Genomic DNA, 16,810 nt, shown 5'->3' with positions numbered 1-16,810 from the left:
CCCCGCTGTCCCGGGGGGCGCGGTTCAGCGCTGCTGCGAGAGGACCGTCTCCACGGTGTCGGCCTCCTGCGCGGTCTTGTCCTCGCGGTAGCGCAGGACGCGGGCGAAGCGGAGGGTGACACCGGCCGGGTAGCGGGTGGAGCGCTGGAGCCCGTCGTGGGCGATCTCCACGACGAGTTCGGGGCGTACGGTCACGACGTGTCCGTCCTCGCCGGTCGCCAGCTCCCGCAGCTTCTCGGTCTGCCACTCCAGCAGGGCGTCGGTGAGCCCCTTGAAGGTCTTGCCGAGCATCGCGAAGGAGCCGTCGGGGCGGCGGGCGCCCAGGTGGAGGTTGGAGAGCTTGCCGGTGCGCCGCCCGCTCCCCCATTCGGCGGCGAGCACCACCAGGTCCAGGGTGTGCACCGGCTTGACCTTCAGCCAGGAGGCGCCTCTGCGGCCCGCGCTGTAGGCGGCGGCCAGGTCCTTGACGACGACGCCCTCGTGGCCGCGTTCCAGGGTCTCGACGAGGAACGCCTCGGCGGCCCGGCGCGCCTCCGCGTCCGCCGGGTCGGGCACGAGCGTGCGCCGGACCCGCAGGGGCTCGGGGACCAGCCGGGCCAGGGCGGCGTGGCGCTCGGCGAAGGAGAGGTCGAGCAGGTCGTCGCCGTCGGCGGAGAGGGCGTCGAAGAAGACGGGCACGATCGGTACGCCGGCGGCAGCGGCGGCCACGTCCCGGCGCGAGCCCACCCGGGAGGCGGTCTCCTGGAAGGGGCGCGGCCTGCCGTCCTCGCCCAGGGCGATCACCTCGCCGTCCAGGATGAACCTCCCGGCCTCCAGCGCGGCGACGGCGGTGACGAGTTCGGGCAGCCGGTCGGTGATGTCGTCGAGGGTCCGGGTGTAGGCGCGGACCCGGTCGCCGTCCCGGTGGACCTGGACCCGGATGCCGTCGAGCTTCTCCTCCACCGCGCAGGGGCCGAGCCTCTCGACCGCCTCGGTCACCGAGGCGGCGGTGTGGGCCAGCATCGGCTGGACGGGCCGCCCCACGGTGAGCCGGAAGGCGGCGAGCGCGCCGGGGCCTTCCGCGAGGAGGGGCCGGGCCACCTCCGGGAGCGATCCGGCGAGCATCACGGCCCGGCGGACGTCGGCGGGCGGGGCCTCGGCGGCCCTGGCCAGCGCGTCGGCGGCGACGGCGTCCAGGGCGCCCTGGCGGACCTCCCCGGTGAGCAGGGCCTTCAGGAAGTGCTGCTCGTCGGCGGTGGCGGCGGCGAACAGGGCCCGCAGCCGTTCGCGCCGCAGCGCCTGGGAGCCGGGGCCGGAGACGGCGGCCAGCGCGGTCAGCTCGGCGTCGACCCCGGTGACGGTGAGGGTGGGCTCGGCGGCCGGTTCGACGGGGTCGCCGAGGGAGCGCCAGCCGACGCCGATCCGCCCCTGGGGCAGCCGCCCGGCGAGGTACGGGATGACGACGGGGACGTCGTCGGGTCCGGCGTCCCGGAAGAGCGCGGCGAGGAGCGCCACCTTGCGGGACCGGGCGGAGGTGGCGGCGACCTCCAGGGAGACCTGGGCGAGCTCGGCGAGCAGCATGCGGCCATGGTGCTACGGGCGGGGGCGGACCGCCCGCCGAAGAGGCATGGGGCGGACCGCGCGCCGGTCGTCCCTATGGCGCCGATTCCGTCATATGAAGTTGAGGGCGGCCGCCGCCCCCACTCCCCCGAGCACCATGAACGCGGGCATCAGGACCTTCATCTCCACCCAGCTGCCGGCCCGGAACCGCATGGCCTTCGGCGGTCCGATCGGGTACCAGCGCTTGCGGCCGATCGGGATGGGCCAGAGGACCGGGCAGCCCGAGACGGTGAGCGCGTCCCCGATGTCGTGGACGAGGGCGCCGAGCACGATGGGCAGGCCGAGCCACAGGTACTCCTGGCCCGGGGCGTCGAAGAGCCAGTTCGCCCCGTGGCCGGGCTGGTCCAGGACGCCCGCGAGGATCCAGGCGCTGGTGGCGCCGAGCAGCCAGACCAGGATGTCGCTGGAGACCCGGGCGGCCCGCCAGAGCAGGCCCTCGACGGCCAGTACGAGGTGGACGAAGAGGATGGCGAGGACGGCCCAGCGGCCGCCGAAGATCGCGGCGGCGGAGCAGCCGGCGCCGACGAGGACGGCCCAGAGCCAGGTGTGGGTCAGGGTGCGGTGGCCGCCGGTGCGGCGGGGGTCGGCCTTGCTCTTCGTGGCCTTGTAGACGGCGAAGGAGAGCTTGTCGACGATCTCGCAGAGGGTCTTGGAGATGGGTCCGAAGGCGCGCGAGATGGTCGCGGACTTGTGGTCCAGGTCGGGGGCGAGGGCGGCGCCCGCGCAGATCAGCGCTCCGACGACCAGGACCGGCCAGGGCATCGTGTGGCCCGCGGCGGCCGCCGCCGCACCCACCCCCAGCCAGGCGGCTGCCCCTGACAGAGAGTGTGCCGGTCCCATCATGGTCGCTTCCGCCCCCAGTTCGTCATGGGCCCATCACCGGTACGGCGTGGGCTGGTTGAGTGCGCAGCGTATCGTCCATGATCTTCGTGGTGTCCGCCGGTTCCCTCATCCGGGCGGAAGACAGGCAAGATGGGGGCGTGACCCTCATCGACCAGCTGCCGCAGACCGCCGACCCGGACGCCCTTTTCGAGGCCTTCTCGTCATGGACCGAGAGCCAGGGCATCACGATGTACCCGGCTCAGGAGGAGGCGCTGATCGAGGTGGTCTCCGGGGCGAACGTGATCCTGTCCACCCCGACCGGCTCGGGCAAGAGCCTGGTGGCGGCGGGGGCACACTTCACCGCGCTGGCCCAGGACAAGGTGACCTTCTACACCGCGCCGATCAAGGCGCTGGTCTCGGAGAAGTTCTTCGACCTGTGCAAGCTCTTCGGCACCGAGAACGTCGGGATGCTGACCGGTGACGCCTCGGTCAACGCGGACGCCCCGGTGATCTGCTGTACGGCCGAGGTGCTGGCCTCCATCGCGCTGCGCGACGGGAAGTACGCCGACATCGGCCAGGTCGTGATGGACGAGTTCCACTTCTACGCCGAGCCGGACCGGGGCTGGGCGTGGCAGATCCCGCTGCTGGAGCTGCCGCAGGCCCAGTTCGTGCTGATGTCCGCGACGCTCGGTGACGTCTCGATGTTCGAGAAGGATCTGACCCGGCGCACCGGCCGCCCGACCTCGGTGGTGCGCTCCGCGACCCGCCCGGTGCCGCTGAGCTACGAGTACCGCTTCACGCCGATCACCGAGACGCTGACCGAGCTGCTGGACACCCGGCAGTCCCCGGTCTACATCGTGCACTTCACGCAGGCGGCGGCCGTCGAGCGGGCGCAGTCGCTGATGAGCATCAACATGTGCACGAAGGAGGAGAAGGAGAAGATCGCCGATCTGATCGGCAGCTTCCGCTTCACCACCAAGTTCGGCCAGAACCTCTCCCGTTACGTCCGCCACGGCATCGGGGTGCACCACGCGGGGATGCTGCCCAAGTACCGCCGCCTGGTGGAGAAGCTGGCCCAGGCGGGGCTGCTGAAGGTGATCTGCGGTACGGACACGCTGGGCGTGGGCGTCAACGTCCCCATCCGTACGGTGCTGTTCACGGCGCTCACGAAGTACGACGGGAACCGGGTGCGGACCCTGCGGGCGCGGGAGTTCCACCAGATCGCGGGCCGCGCCGGGCGGGCCGGGTTCGACACGGCCGGGTTCGTGGTGGCGCAGGCCCCCGAGCACGTCATCGAGAACGAGAAGGCGCTGAAGAAGGCGGGCGACGACCCGAAGAAGAAGCGCAAGGTGGTCCGTAAGAAGGCGCCGGAGGGGTTCGTCGCCTGGTCGGAGACCACGTTCGACAAGCTGATCCAGTCCGAGCCGGAGCCGCTGACCTCGCGGTTCCGGGTCACCCACACGATGCTGCTCGCGGTGATCGCGCGCCCGGGGAACGCCTTCGAGGCGATGCGGAGCCTGCTGGAGGACAACCACGAGCCGCGTCGGGCGCAGTTGCGGCACATCCGGCGGGCCATCGCGATCTACCGTTCGCTGCTGGACGGCGGGGTGGTGGAGCAGTTGGAGACCCCGGACGCGGAGGGGCGGATCGTCCGGCTCACGGTCGATCTCCAGCAGGACTTCGCGCTGAACCAGCCGCTGTCGACGTTCGCACTGGCCGCCTTCGACCTGCTGGACCCCGATTCGCCGTCGTACGCCCTGGACATGGTCTCGGTCGTCGAGTCGACGCTCGACGACCCGCGGCAGATCCTGGCGGCCCAGCAGAACAAGGCGCGCGGCGAGGCCGTGGGCCAGATGAAGGCCGACGGGGTGGAGTACGAGGAGCGGATGGAGCGGCTCCAGGAGGTCACGTACCCCAAGCCGCTGAGCGAGCTGCTGTGGCACGCCTACGACGTGTACCGCCGGAGCCACCCGTGGGTGAGCGACCACCCGGTCTCGCCGAAGTCGGTGATCCGGGACATGTTCGAACGGGCCATGACCTTCACGGAGTTCACCTCGCACTACGAGCTGGCCCGGACCGAGGGCATCGTGCTGCGGTATCTGGCGAGCGCGTACAAGGCACTGGAGCACACGATCCCGGACGACCTGAAGTCGGAGGACCTGGAGGACCTGATCTCCTGGCTGGGCGAGATGGTCCGCCAGGTGGACTCCAGCCTGCTGGACGAGTGGGAGCAGCTGGCCAACCCGGAGGTGGAGACCGCCGAGGAGGCCCAGGAGAAGGCGGACGAGGTCAAGCCGGTCACGGCCAACCCGCGCGCCTTCCGGGTGCTGGTGCGCAACGCGATGTTCCGCCGCGTGGAGCTGGCCGCGCTGGACCGGGTACGGGACCTGGGCGAGCTGGACGGCGACTCCGGGTGGGACGAGGACGCGTGGGGCGACGCCCTGGACGCGTACTGGGACGCGCACGAGGAGATCGGCACCGGCCCGGACGCGCGCGGCCCGAAGCTGATGAAGATCGAGGAGGACCCGGCGCACGGGCTGTGGCGGGTCTGGCAGGCGTTCGCGGACCCGGCGGGCGACCACGACTGGGGCATCCAGGCCGAGGTGGACCTGGCGGCGTCCGACGAGGAGGGCCGGGCGGTCGTCCGGGTCACGAAGGTCGGCCAGCTGTAGGGCACCCCCAACCGGCACGTGGAGAGGCAGCACATGACGAATCCGGCCGAGCGCCTGGTGGACCTTCTCGACCTGGAGCGGATCGAGGTCGACATCTTCCGCGGCCGCAGCCCCGAGGAGTCCCTGCAACGGGTCTTCGGCGGGCAGGTCGCGGGCCAGGCGCTGGTGGCGGCGGGCCGCACCACCGACGGGGAGCGCCCGGTGCACTCGCTGCACGCCTACTTCCTGCGCCCGGGGCGCCCCGGCGTACCGATCGTCTACCAGGTGGAGCGGGTGCGCGACGGCCGCTCCTTCACCACCCGCCGGGTGACGGCCGTCCAGGAGGGCCGGACGATCTTCAACCTGACGGCCTCCTTCCACCGCCCCGAGGAGGCCGGCTTCGAGCACCAGCTGCCGCCCGCCAGGACCGTCCCGGACCCGGAGGAGCTGCCGACGGTCGCCGACGAGGTCCGTGAACACCTGGGCGCGCTGCCGGAGGCCCTGGAGCGGATGGCCCGCCGCCAGCCCTTCGACATCCGGTACGTCGACCGGCTGCGCTGGACCCACGAGGAGATCAAGGACGCCGATCCGCGCAGCGCGGTGTGGATGCGCGCGGTCGGCCCGCTGGGCGACGACCCCCTGGTGCACACCTGCGCGCTGACGTACGCGAGCGACATGACGCTCCTGGACGCGGTCCGCATCCCGGTGGAGCCGCTGTGGGGCCCGCGCGGCTTCGACATGGCGTCCCTGGACCACGCGATGTGGTTCCACCGGCCGTTCCGGGCGGACGAGTGGTTCCTGTACGACCAGGAGTCCCCGATCGCGACGGGCGGGCGCGGTCTGGCCCGTGGCCGGATCTACGACCGGTCGGGGCAGCTGCTGGTGTCGGTGGTGCAGGAGGGGCTGTTCCGGCGGCTGGACGGCAGGTAGCCGCCTCTCCGCGCCTGCCTCTCCGCACCCCCGCCTCTACGTCCCCGGCAGCGGGTCCTGGTCGACCTCGTGGCGGCGGGTGCGGATGTCCGGGGACGGCGGGTGCAGTTTGGCGTCGCAGGACGGGCCGAGGCCGGTGCGGCGGGAGTCGGCGCCGGTGAGCGGGCGGCCGCAGAGGCGGCAGCGGATCAGGCGGCGGGACGGGGTGTCACCGGAATGCTCCTCGCGGTCGAGTGCGGGCAGCGGTTCGGGGAAGGGTTCGGAAGACTGCACGGGGGAGATCCTTCCTCATCGGGGGCCGTACCGGCCCGGCCGGTGTGGCCGTTCCCTGTGACTGTTCCGCTCGAAAGGACCCCGTACCCCATGACCGAGATCGTCCACGTGAGCGCCCCCGAGCTGGTCACGTACGCCGATGAGATGGCCGAGCTGCTGGTGGAGACCGTCGAGGAGGGTTCCTCGGTGGGGTTCCTGGCGCCACTGGACCGGGAGACCGCGGCCGTCTGGTGGCGGGCGCGCGCGGCGGCCGTGGAGAGCGGGGAGGTCTCCATCTGGATCGCCCGCGAGGGGTGCCGGGTCGCCGGGACGATCGCCCTGGTCCGGGCGCCGCTGCCGAACGCCCGCCACCGGGCGGAGGTCGCCAAGCTGATGGTGCGGCCCTCGGCCCGGGGGCAGGGGCTCGGGCGGGCGCTGCTGGCGGCGGTGGAGGCGTACGCGGAGGTGGAGGGCATCACGCTGCTGATCCTGGACACCGAGAGCGGCAGCCTGGCCGAGCAGGTGTACTGCAAGGCGGGGTGGACGGAGGTCGGCTCCGTACCGGGATACGCGGCCGATCCGGCGGGCAGCCTCAAGCCGACCACCTTCTACTACAAGGAGCTCACCGGGCCGTGAGCGGCAGCCGGGGAGCGGCACAATGAGCACCACACGCGATGATCAGGGAGAGAGCTTCATGACGCTGCACGACATTCCGCTGCGCACCCTCACCGGCGAACCGACCACCCTGGGCGCCTGGAGCGGCCGGGCCGTCCTGCTGGTGAACGTGGCGTCCAAGTGCGGGCTCACCCCGCAGTACGAGGGCCTGGAGCGGTTGCAGCAGACGTACGGCGACCGGGGGCTGACCGTGCTCGGCGTGCCCTGCAACCAGTTCGCGGGCCAGGAGCCGGGGAGCGCGGAGGAGATCCAGACCTTCTGCTCGACGACGTACGGGGTCACCTTCCCGCTCCTGGAGAAGGTCGACGTCAACGGGGCCGACCGGCACCCGCTGTACGCCGAGCTGACGAAGCTGGCCGACGCGGACGGGGAGGCCGGGGACGTCCAGTGGAACTTCGAGAAGTTCGTGATCTCCCCGGACGGTGAGCCGGTGGCCCGGATCCGCCCGCGCAGCGAGCCGGAGTCGACGGAGGTCGTGGCGGCGATCGAGGCACAGCTGCCCGGCTGAGCGATGGCGTGAAGGAAGGGGGCCGTCCTGGACGGCCCCCTTCTTTCTTCGACCGATCCGCCAGCGGATCGGCTCTTCTCGGCCTGTCCGCTAGCGGATCGGCATGCCCGAGAGCGTGCGGGCGATCACCAGGCGCTGGATCTCGCTGGTGCCCTCGAAGATGGTGTAGATCGCCGCGTCCCGGTGCATCCGCTCGACCGGGTACTCCCGGGTGAAGCCGTTGCCGCCCAGGATCTGGATCGCCTGGGCCGTGACGCTCTTGGCGGTCTCGCTGGCGTAGAGCTTGGACATGGAGCCCTCGGCCGAGGTGAACGGCTTGCCGGTGGTGGCCATCCAGGAGGCGCGCCAGACCAGTAGCCGGGCCGCGTCGATGCGCGTGCGCATGTCGGCGAGCTGGAAGGCGATGCCCTGGTTGTCGATGATCGGGCGGCCGAACTGGCTGCGGGTCTTGGCGTAGTCGAGGGCGACCTCGTAGGCGGCGCGGGCGGTGCCCACCGCCATGGCTCCGACGGCCGGGCGGGAGGCCTCGAAGGTGGCCATCGCCGCGTTCTTGACGCGCTCGCCGCCCGCCTTGGCGCGCTCCCGGGCGCGGGCGAGGCGCTCCTCGAGCTTCTCCTTGCCGCCGAGCAGGCAGTGGCCGGGGACGCGGACGTCTTCCAGGACCACCTCGGCGGTGTGCGAGGCGCGGATGCCGTGCTTCTTGAACTTCTGGCCCTGGGAGAGGCCGGGGGTGGCGGGCGGCACGATGAAGGAGGCGTGGCCCTTGGAGCCGAGGCCGGGGTCGACGACGGCGACGACCACGTGGACGTTGGCTATGCCGCCGTTGGTCGCCCAGGTCTTGGTGCCGTTGAGGACCCACTCGTCCTTGGCCTCGTCGTAGACGGCGCGGGTGCGCATCGAGGCGACGTCGGAGCCGGCGTCGGGCTCGGAGGAGCAGAAGGCGGCGACCTTCACGTCGTTCGCGTCGCCGTACATCTGCGGGATCCAGGTGCCGATCTGCTCCTCGGTGCCGTTGGCGAGGACGCCGACGGCCGCCAGGCCCGTACCGACGATGGAGAGGGCGATGCCCGCGTCGCCCCAGAACAGCTCTTCCATGGCCATGGGGATGCCGAGCCCCGTAGGGTCGAAGAACTGCTGTGCGTAGAAGTCGAGGGAGTAGATGCCGACCTTGGCCGCCTCCTGGATGACGGGCCAGGGCGTCTCCTCACGCTCGTCCCACTCCGAGGCCGCGGGGCGGATCACGTCCGCCGCGAAGCCGTGAAGCCAGTCACGGACCTGCTTCTGGTCGTCGTTGAGATCGAGCGTGAACTCGGCCATGTTCCCCTCCATGCACTGCCGTGAAAACCATGCGTTACTTGCGGTAACAGCAGTCTGTTACCGGACAGTAGCCGCTGTCAACCGCCCCGGTGCTGATCGACAAGGGCGCCGGGCGTGGTGTTACGTTGCGCAGGCGCGAAGAAGCAGACGTGAAGAAATTGCACGGCCAGGGGCGGGAGAGACGACATGGAGACCACGCGGAGCGCCGAACGACAGCGGACCGCGGCCGAGGCGCGCCGCCGGGAGCTGCTCGAAGCGGCGGACCGGGTGGTGCTCAGGGACGGCCCGCAGGCCTCGATGAACGCGATCGCGGCCGAGGCCGGCATCACCAAGCCCATCCTCTACCGCCACTTCGGGGACAAGGGCGGCCTCTACCGCGCGCTGGCCACCCGCCACACCGACGCCCTCCTCAGCGCCCTGCGCGCGGCCCTGGACGCCCCCGCCGAGCGCCGCGCCCGGGTCGAGTCCACGCTCGACACCTATCTCGCCGCGATCGAGGCCCGCCCCCAGGTCTACCGCTTCCTGATGCACCCCTCCGACGACGGCGCCGACACCGCTCCCGCCCCCGAGCAGGGCTTCGACGTCGGCCGCCACTCCGCCCCGCTGCTGCGCCGCCTCGGCGAGGAGCTGGGCCAGGTGATCGTCGAGCGCGTGGACCTCGGGCCCGAGGGCGAGCAGATGGCGCGCATCTGGGGCCACGGCATCGTCGGCATGATGCACGCGGCGGGCGACTGGTGGCTCGCGGACCGGCCCTGCTCCCGCGAGCGGCTGGTGCGCAGCCTGGCGGACCTGCTGTGGGGGCGGCTGACGGAGGCGGGCGACCGGGACGTGAAGGGCGGTCCGGGGTTCTGACCCGCCCGCGTCCCGTACGGTGATCCGCTCCGTCTTCCGTACGGGGGCGGCCCGGGGCTCCGAGGGCCGGAGCCTCAGTCCTCAGCCCTCAGTCCTTACGGGCCCACGGCGCCCGGCGGGCCGCGCGCAGCGCCCGGGACCGGCGCAGCCCGGTCAGCCGGTCGGTGTAGACCGTCCCCTCCAGGTGGTCGCACTCGTGCTGGAGGCACCGGGCGAACCACCCCGTCCCCGCGATCCGCACCGGCTCCCCCGTCATCGTCAGCCCCTCGACCACCGCGTGGTCGAAGCGTTCCGTGCCCGCTTCCAGACCCGGAAGTGACAGACAGCCTTCCGGTCCGCGTACCGTAAGACCGTCCGCCTCGACCAGTTCGGGGTTGACGACGTGGCCCAGGTGACGGACATCGTCGTCGTCCGGGCAGTCGTAGACGAACACCCTGAGCGGGACGCCGATCTGGTTGGCGGCGAGCCCGACACCCTGTGCGGCGTACATCGTGGCGAACATGTCCTCGACCAGCCGCGCGAGCGACGGGCCGAAATCCGTGACGTCCTCACAGGCGCGGTGGAGCAACGGGTCGCCGAGCAGACTCATCTCACGGACGAGTCCGGAACTGCCGGGGATCGGGCGGTTTCGCATGCGGGCAAGCGTACGTTCCGCCGTCACCGGGGAGTTCCCGTGGTGCCGCGGTGCGGTCGCCGCGGCGGACATCGATAGGCTGGGCGCGGACCGATGCAAGGAGGATCTAGGACGATGGCAGGCAACACGGAGCCGTTGTCGCCGCGGGCCAAGCTGGCCGTGACGGCGGGCAAGGCCGCGGCGGCGGTGTCACGCGCCGCGGGGCGGGGCAGCGGATCGGTGATCGGCGGCCGGGTGGCGCTCAAACTCGACCCCGACCTGCTGGGGCGGCTGGCGCAGCACCTGGACGTGATCCTCGTGTCGGCGACGAACGGCAAGACGACCACCACACGGCTGATCGCGGAGGCGCTGCGGGCCGCCGGGCCCGTCGTGTCGAACGCGCTCGGCGCCAACATGCCCGCGGGCATCACCTCGGCGCTGGCCGGCGGCTCGGACGCGAAGTTCGGGGTGATCGAGGTCGACGAGAAGTATCTGGCCGGGGTCGCCCGGGACACCACCCCCAAGGCGATCGCGCTGCTCAACCTCTCCCGCGACCAGCTGGACCGCGCGGCCGAGACCCGGATGATGGCCGAGCACTGGCGCGAGGGCCTCTCCGGCTCCAAGGCCGTGGTCATCGCCAACGCGGACGACCCGCTGGTCGTCTGGGCGGCCTCCTCCTCGCCCAACGTGGTGTGGGTGGCGGCCGGTCAGGCGTGGAAGGACGACGCCTGGTCCTGCCCGTCCTGCGGCGGTGTGATGCAGCGCCCCGGCGACGACTGGTTCTGCGGGCAGTGCGGCTTCCGCCGTCCCGCCCCGAGCTGGGCGCTCAACGGCGACTACGTCCTGGACCCGCACGGTTCGGCCTGGCCGATCCACCTCCAGCTGCCCGGCCGCGCCAACAAGGCCAACGCCGCCAGCTCGGCCGCCGTCGCCGCCGTCTTCGGTGTGCCGCCGCAGGTCGCGCTGGAGCGGATGTACCAGGTGCAGGCGGTCGCGGGGCGTTACGACGTCGTGAACTTCCAGAACCGTGAGCTGCGGCTGCTGCTGGCGAAGAACCCGGCCGGCTGGCTGGAGACCTTCTCGCTGATCGACCCGCCGCCGACGCCGGTGATCCTCTCCGTCAACGCCCGTGGCGCGGACGGCACCGACACCTCCTGGCTCTGGGACGTGGACTACACCCAGCTCGCCGGTCACCCGATCTTCGTGCTCGGTGACCGCAAGCTCGACCTCGCGGTCCGCCTGGAGGTCGCGGGGCTGGACTTCCGGGTCTGCGAGAACCTCGACGAGGCCGTGCAGTACGCCCCGCCCGGCCGTATCGAGGTCATCGCCAACTACACCGCCTTCCAGGATCTGCGCCGTCGTGTCGGCAACTGACCCCGGCCCCGGCCACCTCCGGAGAGGACGAAGCATGAGCAACAACGGTCTGCGTCTGGTCTGGGTCTACCCCGACCTGCTGAGCACCTACGGCGACCAGGGCAACGCCCTGGTCGTGGAGCGGCGGGCCCGGCAGCGCGGTCTGGACGTGCAGCGCGTCGACGTGCGCAGCGACCAGCCGGTGCCGACGTCCGGCGACATCTATCTGATCGGCGGCGGCGAGGACCGGCCGCAGCGCCTCGCGGCGGAGCGGCTGCGCCGCGACGGCGGGCTGAGCCGGGCCGCCTCCAACGGCGCGATCATCTTCTCGGTCTGCGCGGGGTACCAGATCCTCGGCCACGAGTTCATCAACGACCTCGGTGAGCGCGAGCCGGGTCTCGGACTGCTCGACGTGGTCTCGACCCGGGGCGAGGGTGCCCGGTGCGTCGGTGACGTACTGGCGGACATCGACCCGCAGCTCGGCCTGGAGCCGCTGACCGGGTTCGAGAACCACCAGGGCGTCACCCATCTCGGCCCGACGGCACGGCCGTTCGCCCGGGTGCGGTTCGGCCGGGGCAACGGCACGGGGGACGGCACGGAGGGCGCGTACAACGACACGGTCTTCGGCACGTACATGCACGGTCCCGTGATGGCCCGCAACCCGCAGATCGCGGACCACCTGCTGAAGCTGGCCCTCGATGTGAACGCGCTGCCGCCGACCGACGACCGCTGGTACGAGGCGCTGCGCTCCGAGCGGATCGCCGCCGCGACGCAGCCCGCGTGACGACCGCCTGATGAGGCGTCCTCCGCTCGGTTGAGCGGTGTCCGCCTGAGGGGTTTTCCGCTCGATCGAGCGGAGTCCAGCAGGCGGACGGCCGGTTCGGTCCCGCCACCCTGCGCCGGTAGGGTGGCGGGGATCCAACCGGACGACGTGGTCCGGTCGTCGACTTCACGTTGCAAAGGTTTCCGGGCCATGCGCATTGGCGTACTCACCTCCGGCGGCGACTGCCCCGGCCTCAACGCCGTCATCCGTTCCGTCGTGCACCGCGCGGTGGTGGACCACGGCGACGAGGTCATCGGCTTCCACGACGGTTGGAAGGGCCTGCTGGAGGCCGACTACCGCAAGCTCGACCTCGACGCGGTGAGCGGCATCCTGGCTCTCGGCGGCACGATCCTCGGCTCCTCCCGGGTCCAGCCCGCGCATCTGCGCGACGGTGTGGAGCGGGCCCGGGGCCATGTCGCGGACCTCGGGCTGGACGCCATCATCCCGATCGGCGGCGAGGGCACCCTCAAGGCCGCCAACCTCCTCTCCGAGGCCGGGCTGCCCATCGTCGGCGTCCCCAAGACCATCGACAACGACATCGCCTCCACCGACGTCACCTTCGGTTTCGACACCGCCGTCGGGGTCGCCACCGAGGCGCTCGACCGGCTGAAGACCACCGCCGAATCGCACCAGCGCGTGCTGATCGTCGAGGTCATGGGCCGCCACACCGGCTGGATCGCCCTGCACTCCGGGATGGCCGCCGGTGCCCACGCCATCGTCGTGCCGGAGCGCCCCTTCGACATCGACGAGCTGACCAAGCTGGTCGGCAAGCGGTTCCAGGCGGGCAAGAAGTTCGCCATCGTGGTGGTCGCCGAGGGCGCCAAGCCACGTGAGGGCTCCATGCAGTTCGAGCAGGGCGCCAAGGACATCTACGGCCACGAGCGGTTCGCCGGGGTGGCCACGCAGCTCGCCGGCGAGCTGGAGCAGCGGCTCAGCAAGGAGGCCCGCCCGGTCATCCTCGGCCACGTCCAGCGCGGCGGCACCCCGACCGCGTACGACCGCGTCCTGGCGACCCGGTTCGGCTGGCACGCGGTGGAGGCGGCGCACCGGGGCGAGTTCGGGATGATGACCGCGCTGCGCGGCACCGACATCGCGATGGTCCCGCTGGCGGAGGCGGTCGAGACGCTGAAGACCGTTCCGGCCGACCGGTACGCCGAGGCGGAGTGCGTGCTCTGACGTCCCACGCTCCGAGAACTGCCCCCGCCCGCAACCGCGGTCGGGGGCAGTTCTACGCTGTACCGGACAACCGGCACGAAACGGGGACGTGTCCCCATCGGGAGTGGACAGATGGATCACAGCGGGCACGGCATGAACATGGATCTGCCGCCGTTCACGCTGGGACGGGGGCTGGAGCTCTCCGTGGAGCCGTTCTTCCTGACCGGCAGCCTCCTGGCGCTCGCCCTGTACGGGTACGGCGTGGTGCGGCTGCGCAGGCGCGGGGACGGCTGGCCGGTCGGCCGGATCATCGCCTTCACCGTGGGTGTGCTGAGCATCCTCCTGGTGATGTGCACCAAGCTGAACGACTACGGCATGGTCATGTTCAGCGTGCACATGGTGCAGCACATGGTGATCAGCATGCTCTCCCCCATCCTGCTGCTGCTCGGCGCCCCGGTGACGCTGGCGCTGCGCGCGCTGCCGCCGGCCGGGCGGGGGCGGATCGGGCCGCGTGAGCTGCTGCTGAAGCTGCTGCACAGCCGGTACATCAAGATCGTCACGCATCCGGCGTTCACGATCCCGATCTTCATCGCCAGCCTCTACGCGCTGTACTTCACGCCGCTCTTCGACCTCCTGATGGGCTCCAAGGCCGGTCACCTCGGGATGATGGTGCACTTCCTCGCCGTCGGCCTGGTCTTCTTCTGGCCGATCATGGGCGTCGACCCCGGCCCGCACCGCCCCGGCTATGTGATGCGGATGCTGGAGCTGTTCGCCGGGATGCCGTTCCACGCGTTCTTCGGGATCGCGCTGATGATGGCGACCACGCCGATGGTGGAGACGTACAGCAATCCCCCGGCCTCGCTCGGCATCGACGCGCTCAGCGACCAGAACTGGGCGGGCGGTATCGCCTGGGCCTTCAGCGAGATCCCCTCCGTGCTGGTGCTGATCGCGCTGGTCTACCAGTGGTACCACTCCGAGCAGCGGGCCGCCCGCCGCTCGGACCGGGCCGCCGACCGCGACGGCGACAAGGAGCTGGAGGCGTACAACGCCTATCTCGCGTCATTGCAGGCGCGACAGTAGCGCGAGGGGCGCCCGCGGGGTGACCATGGAGTGAACGGCCGCGCGGCCGACGAGGAGGGTACGCGCATGTCCGGATCGACGAAGACCATGGGATATCTGACCGTCGGGGCCCTGGTGACGGTGACGGCGTACACGGTGGCACTGGGCAGCAGTGGCTGGCTCTGGTTCGGCTGGGTGGTGCTCGGTCTCTGCACCCTCGGCATGCTGGCCACGCAGGACACCTGACCGCGCGCTGCGCGGGCGGGCGGCCGGGGCCTGTACTGTACGCAGCCCCGACGTCGGCCCGGCAGAGCGAGGTGGACGCACACGGTGTTTTATTACGTCCTGAAGTATGTCGTGCTGGGGCCGTTGCTGAGGGTGCTGTTCCGCCCCCGTATCGAGGGGCTGGAGAACATTCCGGAGGAGGGCGCGGCGATCGTCGCGGGCAACCATCTCTCCTTCTCGGACCACTTCCTCATGCCCGCCATCCTCAAGCGACGTATCACCTTCCTGGCCAAGGCCGAGTACTTCACGGGCCCCGGCATCAAGGGCCGGCTGACCGCCTTCTTCTTCCGCAGCGCGGGCCAGATCCCGGTGGACCGCTCCGGCAAGGACGCCGGGCAGGCGGCGATCCGCGAGGGGCTGGGGGTGCTGGGCAAGGGCGAGCTGCTGGGGATCTACCCGGAGGGCACCCGCTCGCACGACGGACGGCTCTACAAGGGCAAGGTCGGGGTGGCGGTCATGGCGATCACCGCGCAGGTGCCGGTGATCCCGTGCGCGATGGTCGGTACGTTCGAGATCCAGCCGCCCGGCCAGGTCGTCCCGAAGATCAAGCGGGTCACGATCCGCTTCGGTGAGCCGCTGGACTTCTCCCGCTACGCGGGCATGGAGAACCAGAAGGCCGCGATCCGGGCCGTGACGGACGAGATCATGTACGCGATCCTCGGACTCTCCGGCCAGGAGTACGTGGACGAGTACGCGGCCAAGGTGAAGGCCGCCGAGCAGGAGGCCGTGCCGCCCAAGAAGTTCCGCAAACTGCGACGCTGACGGCGGATTCGTCGACGGCAGAGCGGCCTGGTCCGGCCGGTCCCGCTCCCCCTAGCTTCGAATCCATGAGCCAGGGACACGCATGGGTGCTGGGAGCGACCGGACAGCTCGGGCGGGCGGCGGTGCGCGCGCTCGCCGGGGACGGCTGGGAGGTGACCGCCGTATCGCGGGGCGGCGGGCGGGACGGACGGTGGGACGACGGGGTGCGGGCGGTGGCGCTCGACCGGGACGAGGAAGGGGCGCTGGAGAGCGCGCTCGGTGAGGGCTGTGACGTCCTGGTCGACATGGTGGCGTTCGGTCCCGCGCACGCGCGGCAGCTGAGATCCCTCTCCGGACGGGTCGGCTCGGCGGTGGTGATCTCCAGCGGTGCGGTGTACGAGGACGACCGGGGCCGCAGCTTCGACACCCAGGGCGAACCGGACGGCTTCCCGCGCTACCCGGTGCCGCTGCCGGAGACCCAGCGCACGGTGGCGGCCGGGGACGCGACGTACGGCACCCGGAAGGTGGCGCTGGAGCGGGAGCTGCCGGCGGCGGGGGAAGCGCTGCCGGTGACGCTGCTGCGGGCGGGCGCGATCCACGGCCCGTACTGCCGCACACCACGTGAGCTGTATTTCGTGAAGCGGCTGCTGGACGGGCGACGGCGGCGGGTCCTCGCGTACGGGGGCGGGTCCCGCTTCCACCCGCTCCATGTGGCGAACGCGGCCGAGCTGATCCGGCTGGCCGCCCGCGGGCCCGGCTCCCGGGTGCTCAACGCGGCGGACCCGGAGGCGCCCACGGTCGCGGAGATCGGGGCGGCGATCGACGCGGTGCTCGGCCGGGCGGCGGAGACGGAGACGGTCCTGCTGGACGGCCCGAGCCCGGGTGGAGGTGTGGGTGACACCCCGTGGAGCGGGGCCCACCCGGTGGTGTACGACATGGCGGCGGCGGAACGGGAGTTGGGGTACCGGCCGGTGACGGGGTACGTGGAGTCGCTGCCGGGGACGGTGGAGTGGCTGGCCGGGGAGCTGGCGGGGCGGGACTGGCGGGAGGCGTTCCCGAAGATGGCGCGGAACTACGGGGAGGCGCTGTTCGACTATGCGGCGGAGGACGCGTGGCTGGCGGCGTACGACCGGGGGCGTGGAGCGTGAGGCGGGCGGCGGGGGCGTACGGGCGGG

The 16,810-nt window shown here is 71.6% G+C and carries 17 protein-coding genes; 12 read left to right on the top strand and 5 right to left on the bottom strand.

Annotated elements, in window-relative coordinates:
• Nucleotides 1-24: 24 nt before the first annotated feature.
• Together DJ476_RS30810 and DJ476_RS30805 are read right to left on the bottom strand one after the other, a co-directional pair.
• Nucleotides 25-1,560 carry an ATP-dependent DNA ligase gene (locus DJ476_RS30810; protein WP_112492029.1) on the bottom strand — a complete coding sequence of 512 codons (1,536 nt, stop codon included), beginning with the start codon at nucleotides 1,558-1,560 and terminating at the stop codon, nucleotides 25-27.
• Between the two features lie 90 nt (nucleotides 1,561-1,650).
• On the bottom strand, nucleotides 1,651-2,442 hold the full coding sequence (locus tag DJ476_RS30805; RefSeq protein WP_103417861.1) for a metal-dependent hydrolase: 792 nt from the start codon (nucleotides 2,440-2,442) through the stop codon (nucleotides 1,651-1,653).
• A gap of 77 nt (nucleotides 2,443-2,519) precedes the next feature.
• Here DJ476_RS30805 and DJ476_RS30800 point away from each other — a divergent pair, with 77 nt between their 5' ends.
• Nucleotides 2,520-5,093, top strand: a complete 2,574-nt coding sequence (locus DJ476_RS30800) for a DEAD/DEAH box helicase (RefSeq protein ID WP_208853546.1) — start codon at nucleotides 2,520-2,522, stop codon at nucleotides 5,091-5,093.
• A 33-nt stretch (nucleotides 5,094-5,126) separates the two neighbouring features.
• Nucleotides 5,127-6,002 carry an acyl-CoA thioesterase gene (locus tag DJ476_RS30795; protein ID WP_053562146.1) on the top strand — a complete coding sequence of 292 codons (876 nt, stop codon included), beginning with the start codon at nucleotides 5,127-5,129 and terminating at the stop codon, nucleotides 6,000-6,002.
• A 36-nt stretch (nucleotides 6,003-6,038) separates the two neighbouring features.
• On the opposite strand, the gene DJ476_RS30790 is transcribed toward DJ476_RS30795, so the two are convergent.
• The gene (locus DJ476_RS30790; RefSeq protein WP_019766255.1) at nucleotides 6,039-6,275 is read right to left on the bottom strand and encodes a DUF6011 domain-containing protein; all 237 of its coding nucleotides are present in this window, start codon (nucleotides 6,273-6,275) and stop codon (nucleotides 6,039-6,041) included.
• Between the two features lie 90 nt (nucleotides 6,276-6,365).
• Here DJ476_RS30790 and DJ476_RS30785 point away from each other — a divergent pair, with 90 nt between their 5' ends.
• Together DJ476_RS30785 and DJ476_RS30780 are read left to right on the top strand one after the other, a co-directional pair.
• Nucleotides 6,366-6,890: a GNAT family N-acetyltransferase gene (locus tag DJ476_RS30785; protein WP_019766254.1), complete on the top strand. Its 525-nt coding sequence runs from the start codon at nucleotides 6,366-6,368 to the stop codon at nucleotides 6,888-6,890.
• A gap of 58 nt (nucleotides 6,891-6,948) precedes the next feature.
• Nucleotides 6,949-7,437: a glutathione peroxidase gene (locus DJ476_RS30780; protein WP_103417860.1), complete on the top strand. Its 489-nt coding sequence runs from the start codon at nucleotides 6,949-6,951 to the stop codon at nucleotides 7,435-7,437.
• Nucleotides 7,438-7,527: 90 nt separating this feature from the next.
• Here DJ476_RS30780 and DJ476_RS30775 read toward each other — a convergent pair whose 3' ends face one another.
• Nucleotides 7,528-8,754, bottom strand: coding sequence for an acyl-CoA dehydrogenase family protein (locus DJ476_RS30775; protein WP_112492027.1), 1,227 nt, complete (start codon nucleotides 8,752-8,754; stop codon nucleotides 7,528-7,530).
• Nucleotides 8,755-8,940: 186 nt separating this feature from the next.
• Between DJ476_RS30775 and DJ476_RS30770 the strand changes: the two genes are divergently transcribed.
• A complete protein-coding gene (locus DJ476_RS30770) occupies nucleotides 8,941-9,606 on the top strand; it encodes a TetR family transcriptional regulator (protein WP_103417859.1) in 666 nt (221 codons plus the stop codon).
• 88 nt (nucleotides 9,607-9,694) lie between these two features.
• Here DJ476_RS30770 and def read toward each other — a convergent pair whose 3' ends face one another.
• Entirely contained in the window at nucleotides 9,695-10,240 is a 546-nt protein-coding gene (gene def / locus DJ476_RS30765; RefSeq protein ID WP_053562136.1) for a peptide deformylase, read from the bottom strand.
• A gap of 114 nt (nucleotides 10,241-10,354) precedes the next feature.
• Between def and DJ476_RS30760 the strand changes: the two genes are divergently transcribed.
• From DJ476_RS30760 to DJ476_RS30730, 7 genes are all read left to right on the top strand, one after another.
• Complete coding sequence (locus DJ476_RS30760) at nucleotides 10,355-11,593, top strand: MurT ligase domain-containing protein (protein WP_019766250.1); 1,239 nt, start codon at nucleotides 10,355-10,357, stop codon at nucleotides 11,591-11,593.
• A gap of 34 nt (nucleotides 11,594-11,627) precedes the next feature.
• Complete coding sequence (locus DJ476_RS30755) at nucleotides 11,628-12,356, top strand: type 1 glutamine amidotransferase (protein ID WP_019766249.1); 729 nt, start codon at nucleotides 11,628-11,630, stop codon at nucleotides 12,354-12,356.
• Nucleotides 12,357-12,545: 189 nt separating this feature from the next.
• The gene (locus DJ476_RS30750; protein WP_103417858.1) at nucleotides 12,546-13,571 is read left to right on the top strand and encodes a 6-phosphofructokinase; all 1,026 of its coding nucleotides are present in this window, start codon (nucleotides 12,546-12,548) and stop codon (nucleotides 13,569-13,571) included.
• A gap of 111 nt (nucleotides 13,572-13,682) precedes the next feature.
• Nucleotides 13,683-14,630: a cytochrome c oxidase assembly protein gene (locus DJ476_RS30745; RefSeq protein ID WP_028418922.1), complete on the top strand. Its 948-nt coding sequence runs from the start codon at nucleotides 13,683-13,685 to the stop codon at nucleotides 14,628-14,630.
• Nucleotides 14,631-14,696: 66 nt separating this feature from the next.
• Nucleotides 14,697-14,855: a hypothetical protein gene (locus DJ476_RS35030; protein WP_015607149.1), complete on the top strand. Its 159-nt coding sequence runs from the start codon at nucleotides 14,697-14,699 to the stop codon at nucleotides 14,853-14,855.
• An 84-nt stretch (nucleotides 14,856-14,939) separates the two neighbouring features.
• Nucleotides 14,940-15,656 carry a lysophospholipid acyltransferase family protein gene (locus tag DJ476_RS30735; RefSeq protein WP_103417857.1) on the top strand — a complete coding sequence of 239 codons (717 nt, stop codon included), beginning with the start codon at nucleotides 14,940-14,942 and terminating at the stop codon, nucleotides 15,654-15,656.
• An 86-nt stretch (nucleotides 15,657-15,742) separates the two neighbouring features.
• The gene (locus DJ476_RS30730; RefSeq protein ID WP_112492026.1) at nucleotides 15,743-16,783 is read left to right on the top strand and encodes an NAD-dependent epimerase/dehydratase family protein; all 1,041 of its coding nucleotides are present in this window, start codon (nucleotides 15,743-15,745) and stop codon (nucleotides 16,781-16,783) included.
• Nucleotides 16,784-16,810: the final 27 nt, after the last annotated feature.

The sequence above is a fragment of the Streptomyces bacillaris genome, from assembly GCF_003268675.1.
In the GTDB taxonomy this organism is placed as follows: domain Bacteria; phylum Actinomycetota; class Actinomycetes; order Streptomycetales; family Streptomycetaceae; genus Streptomyces; species Streptomyces bacillaris.
This window is presented reverse-complemented; position numbering and strand designations above follow the sequence as displayed.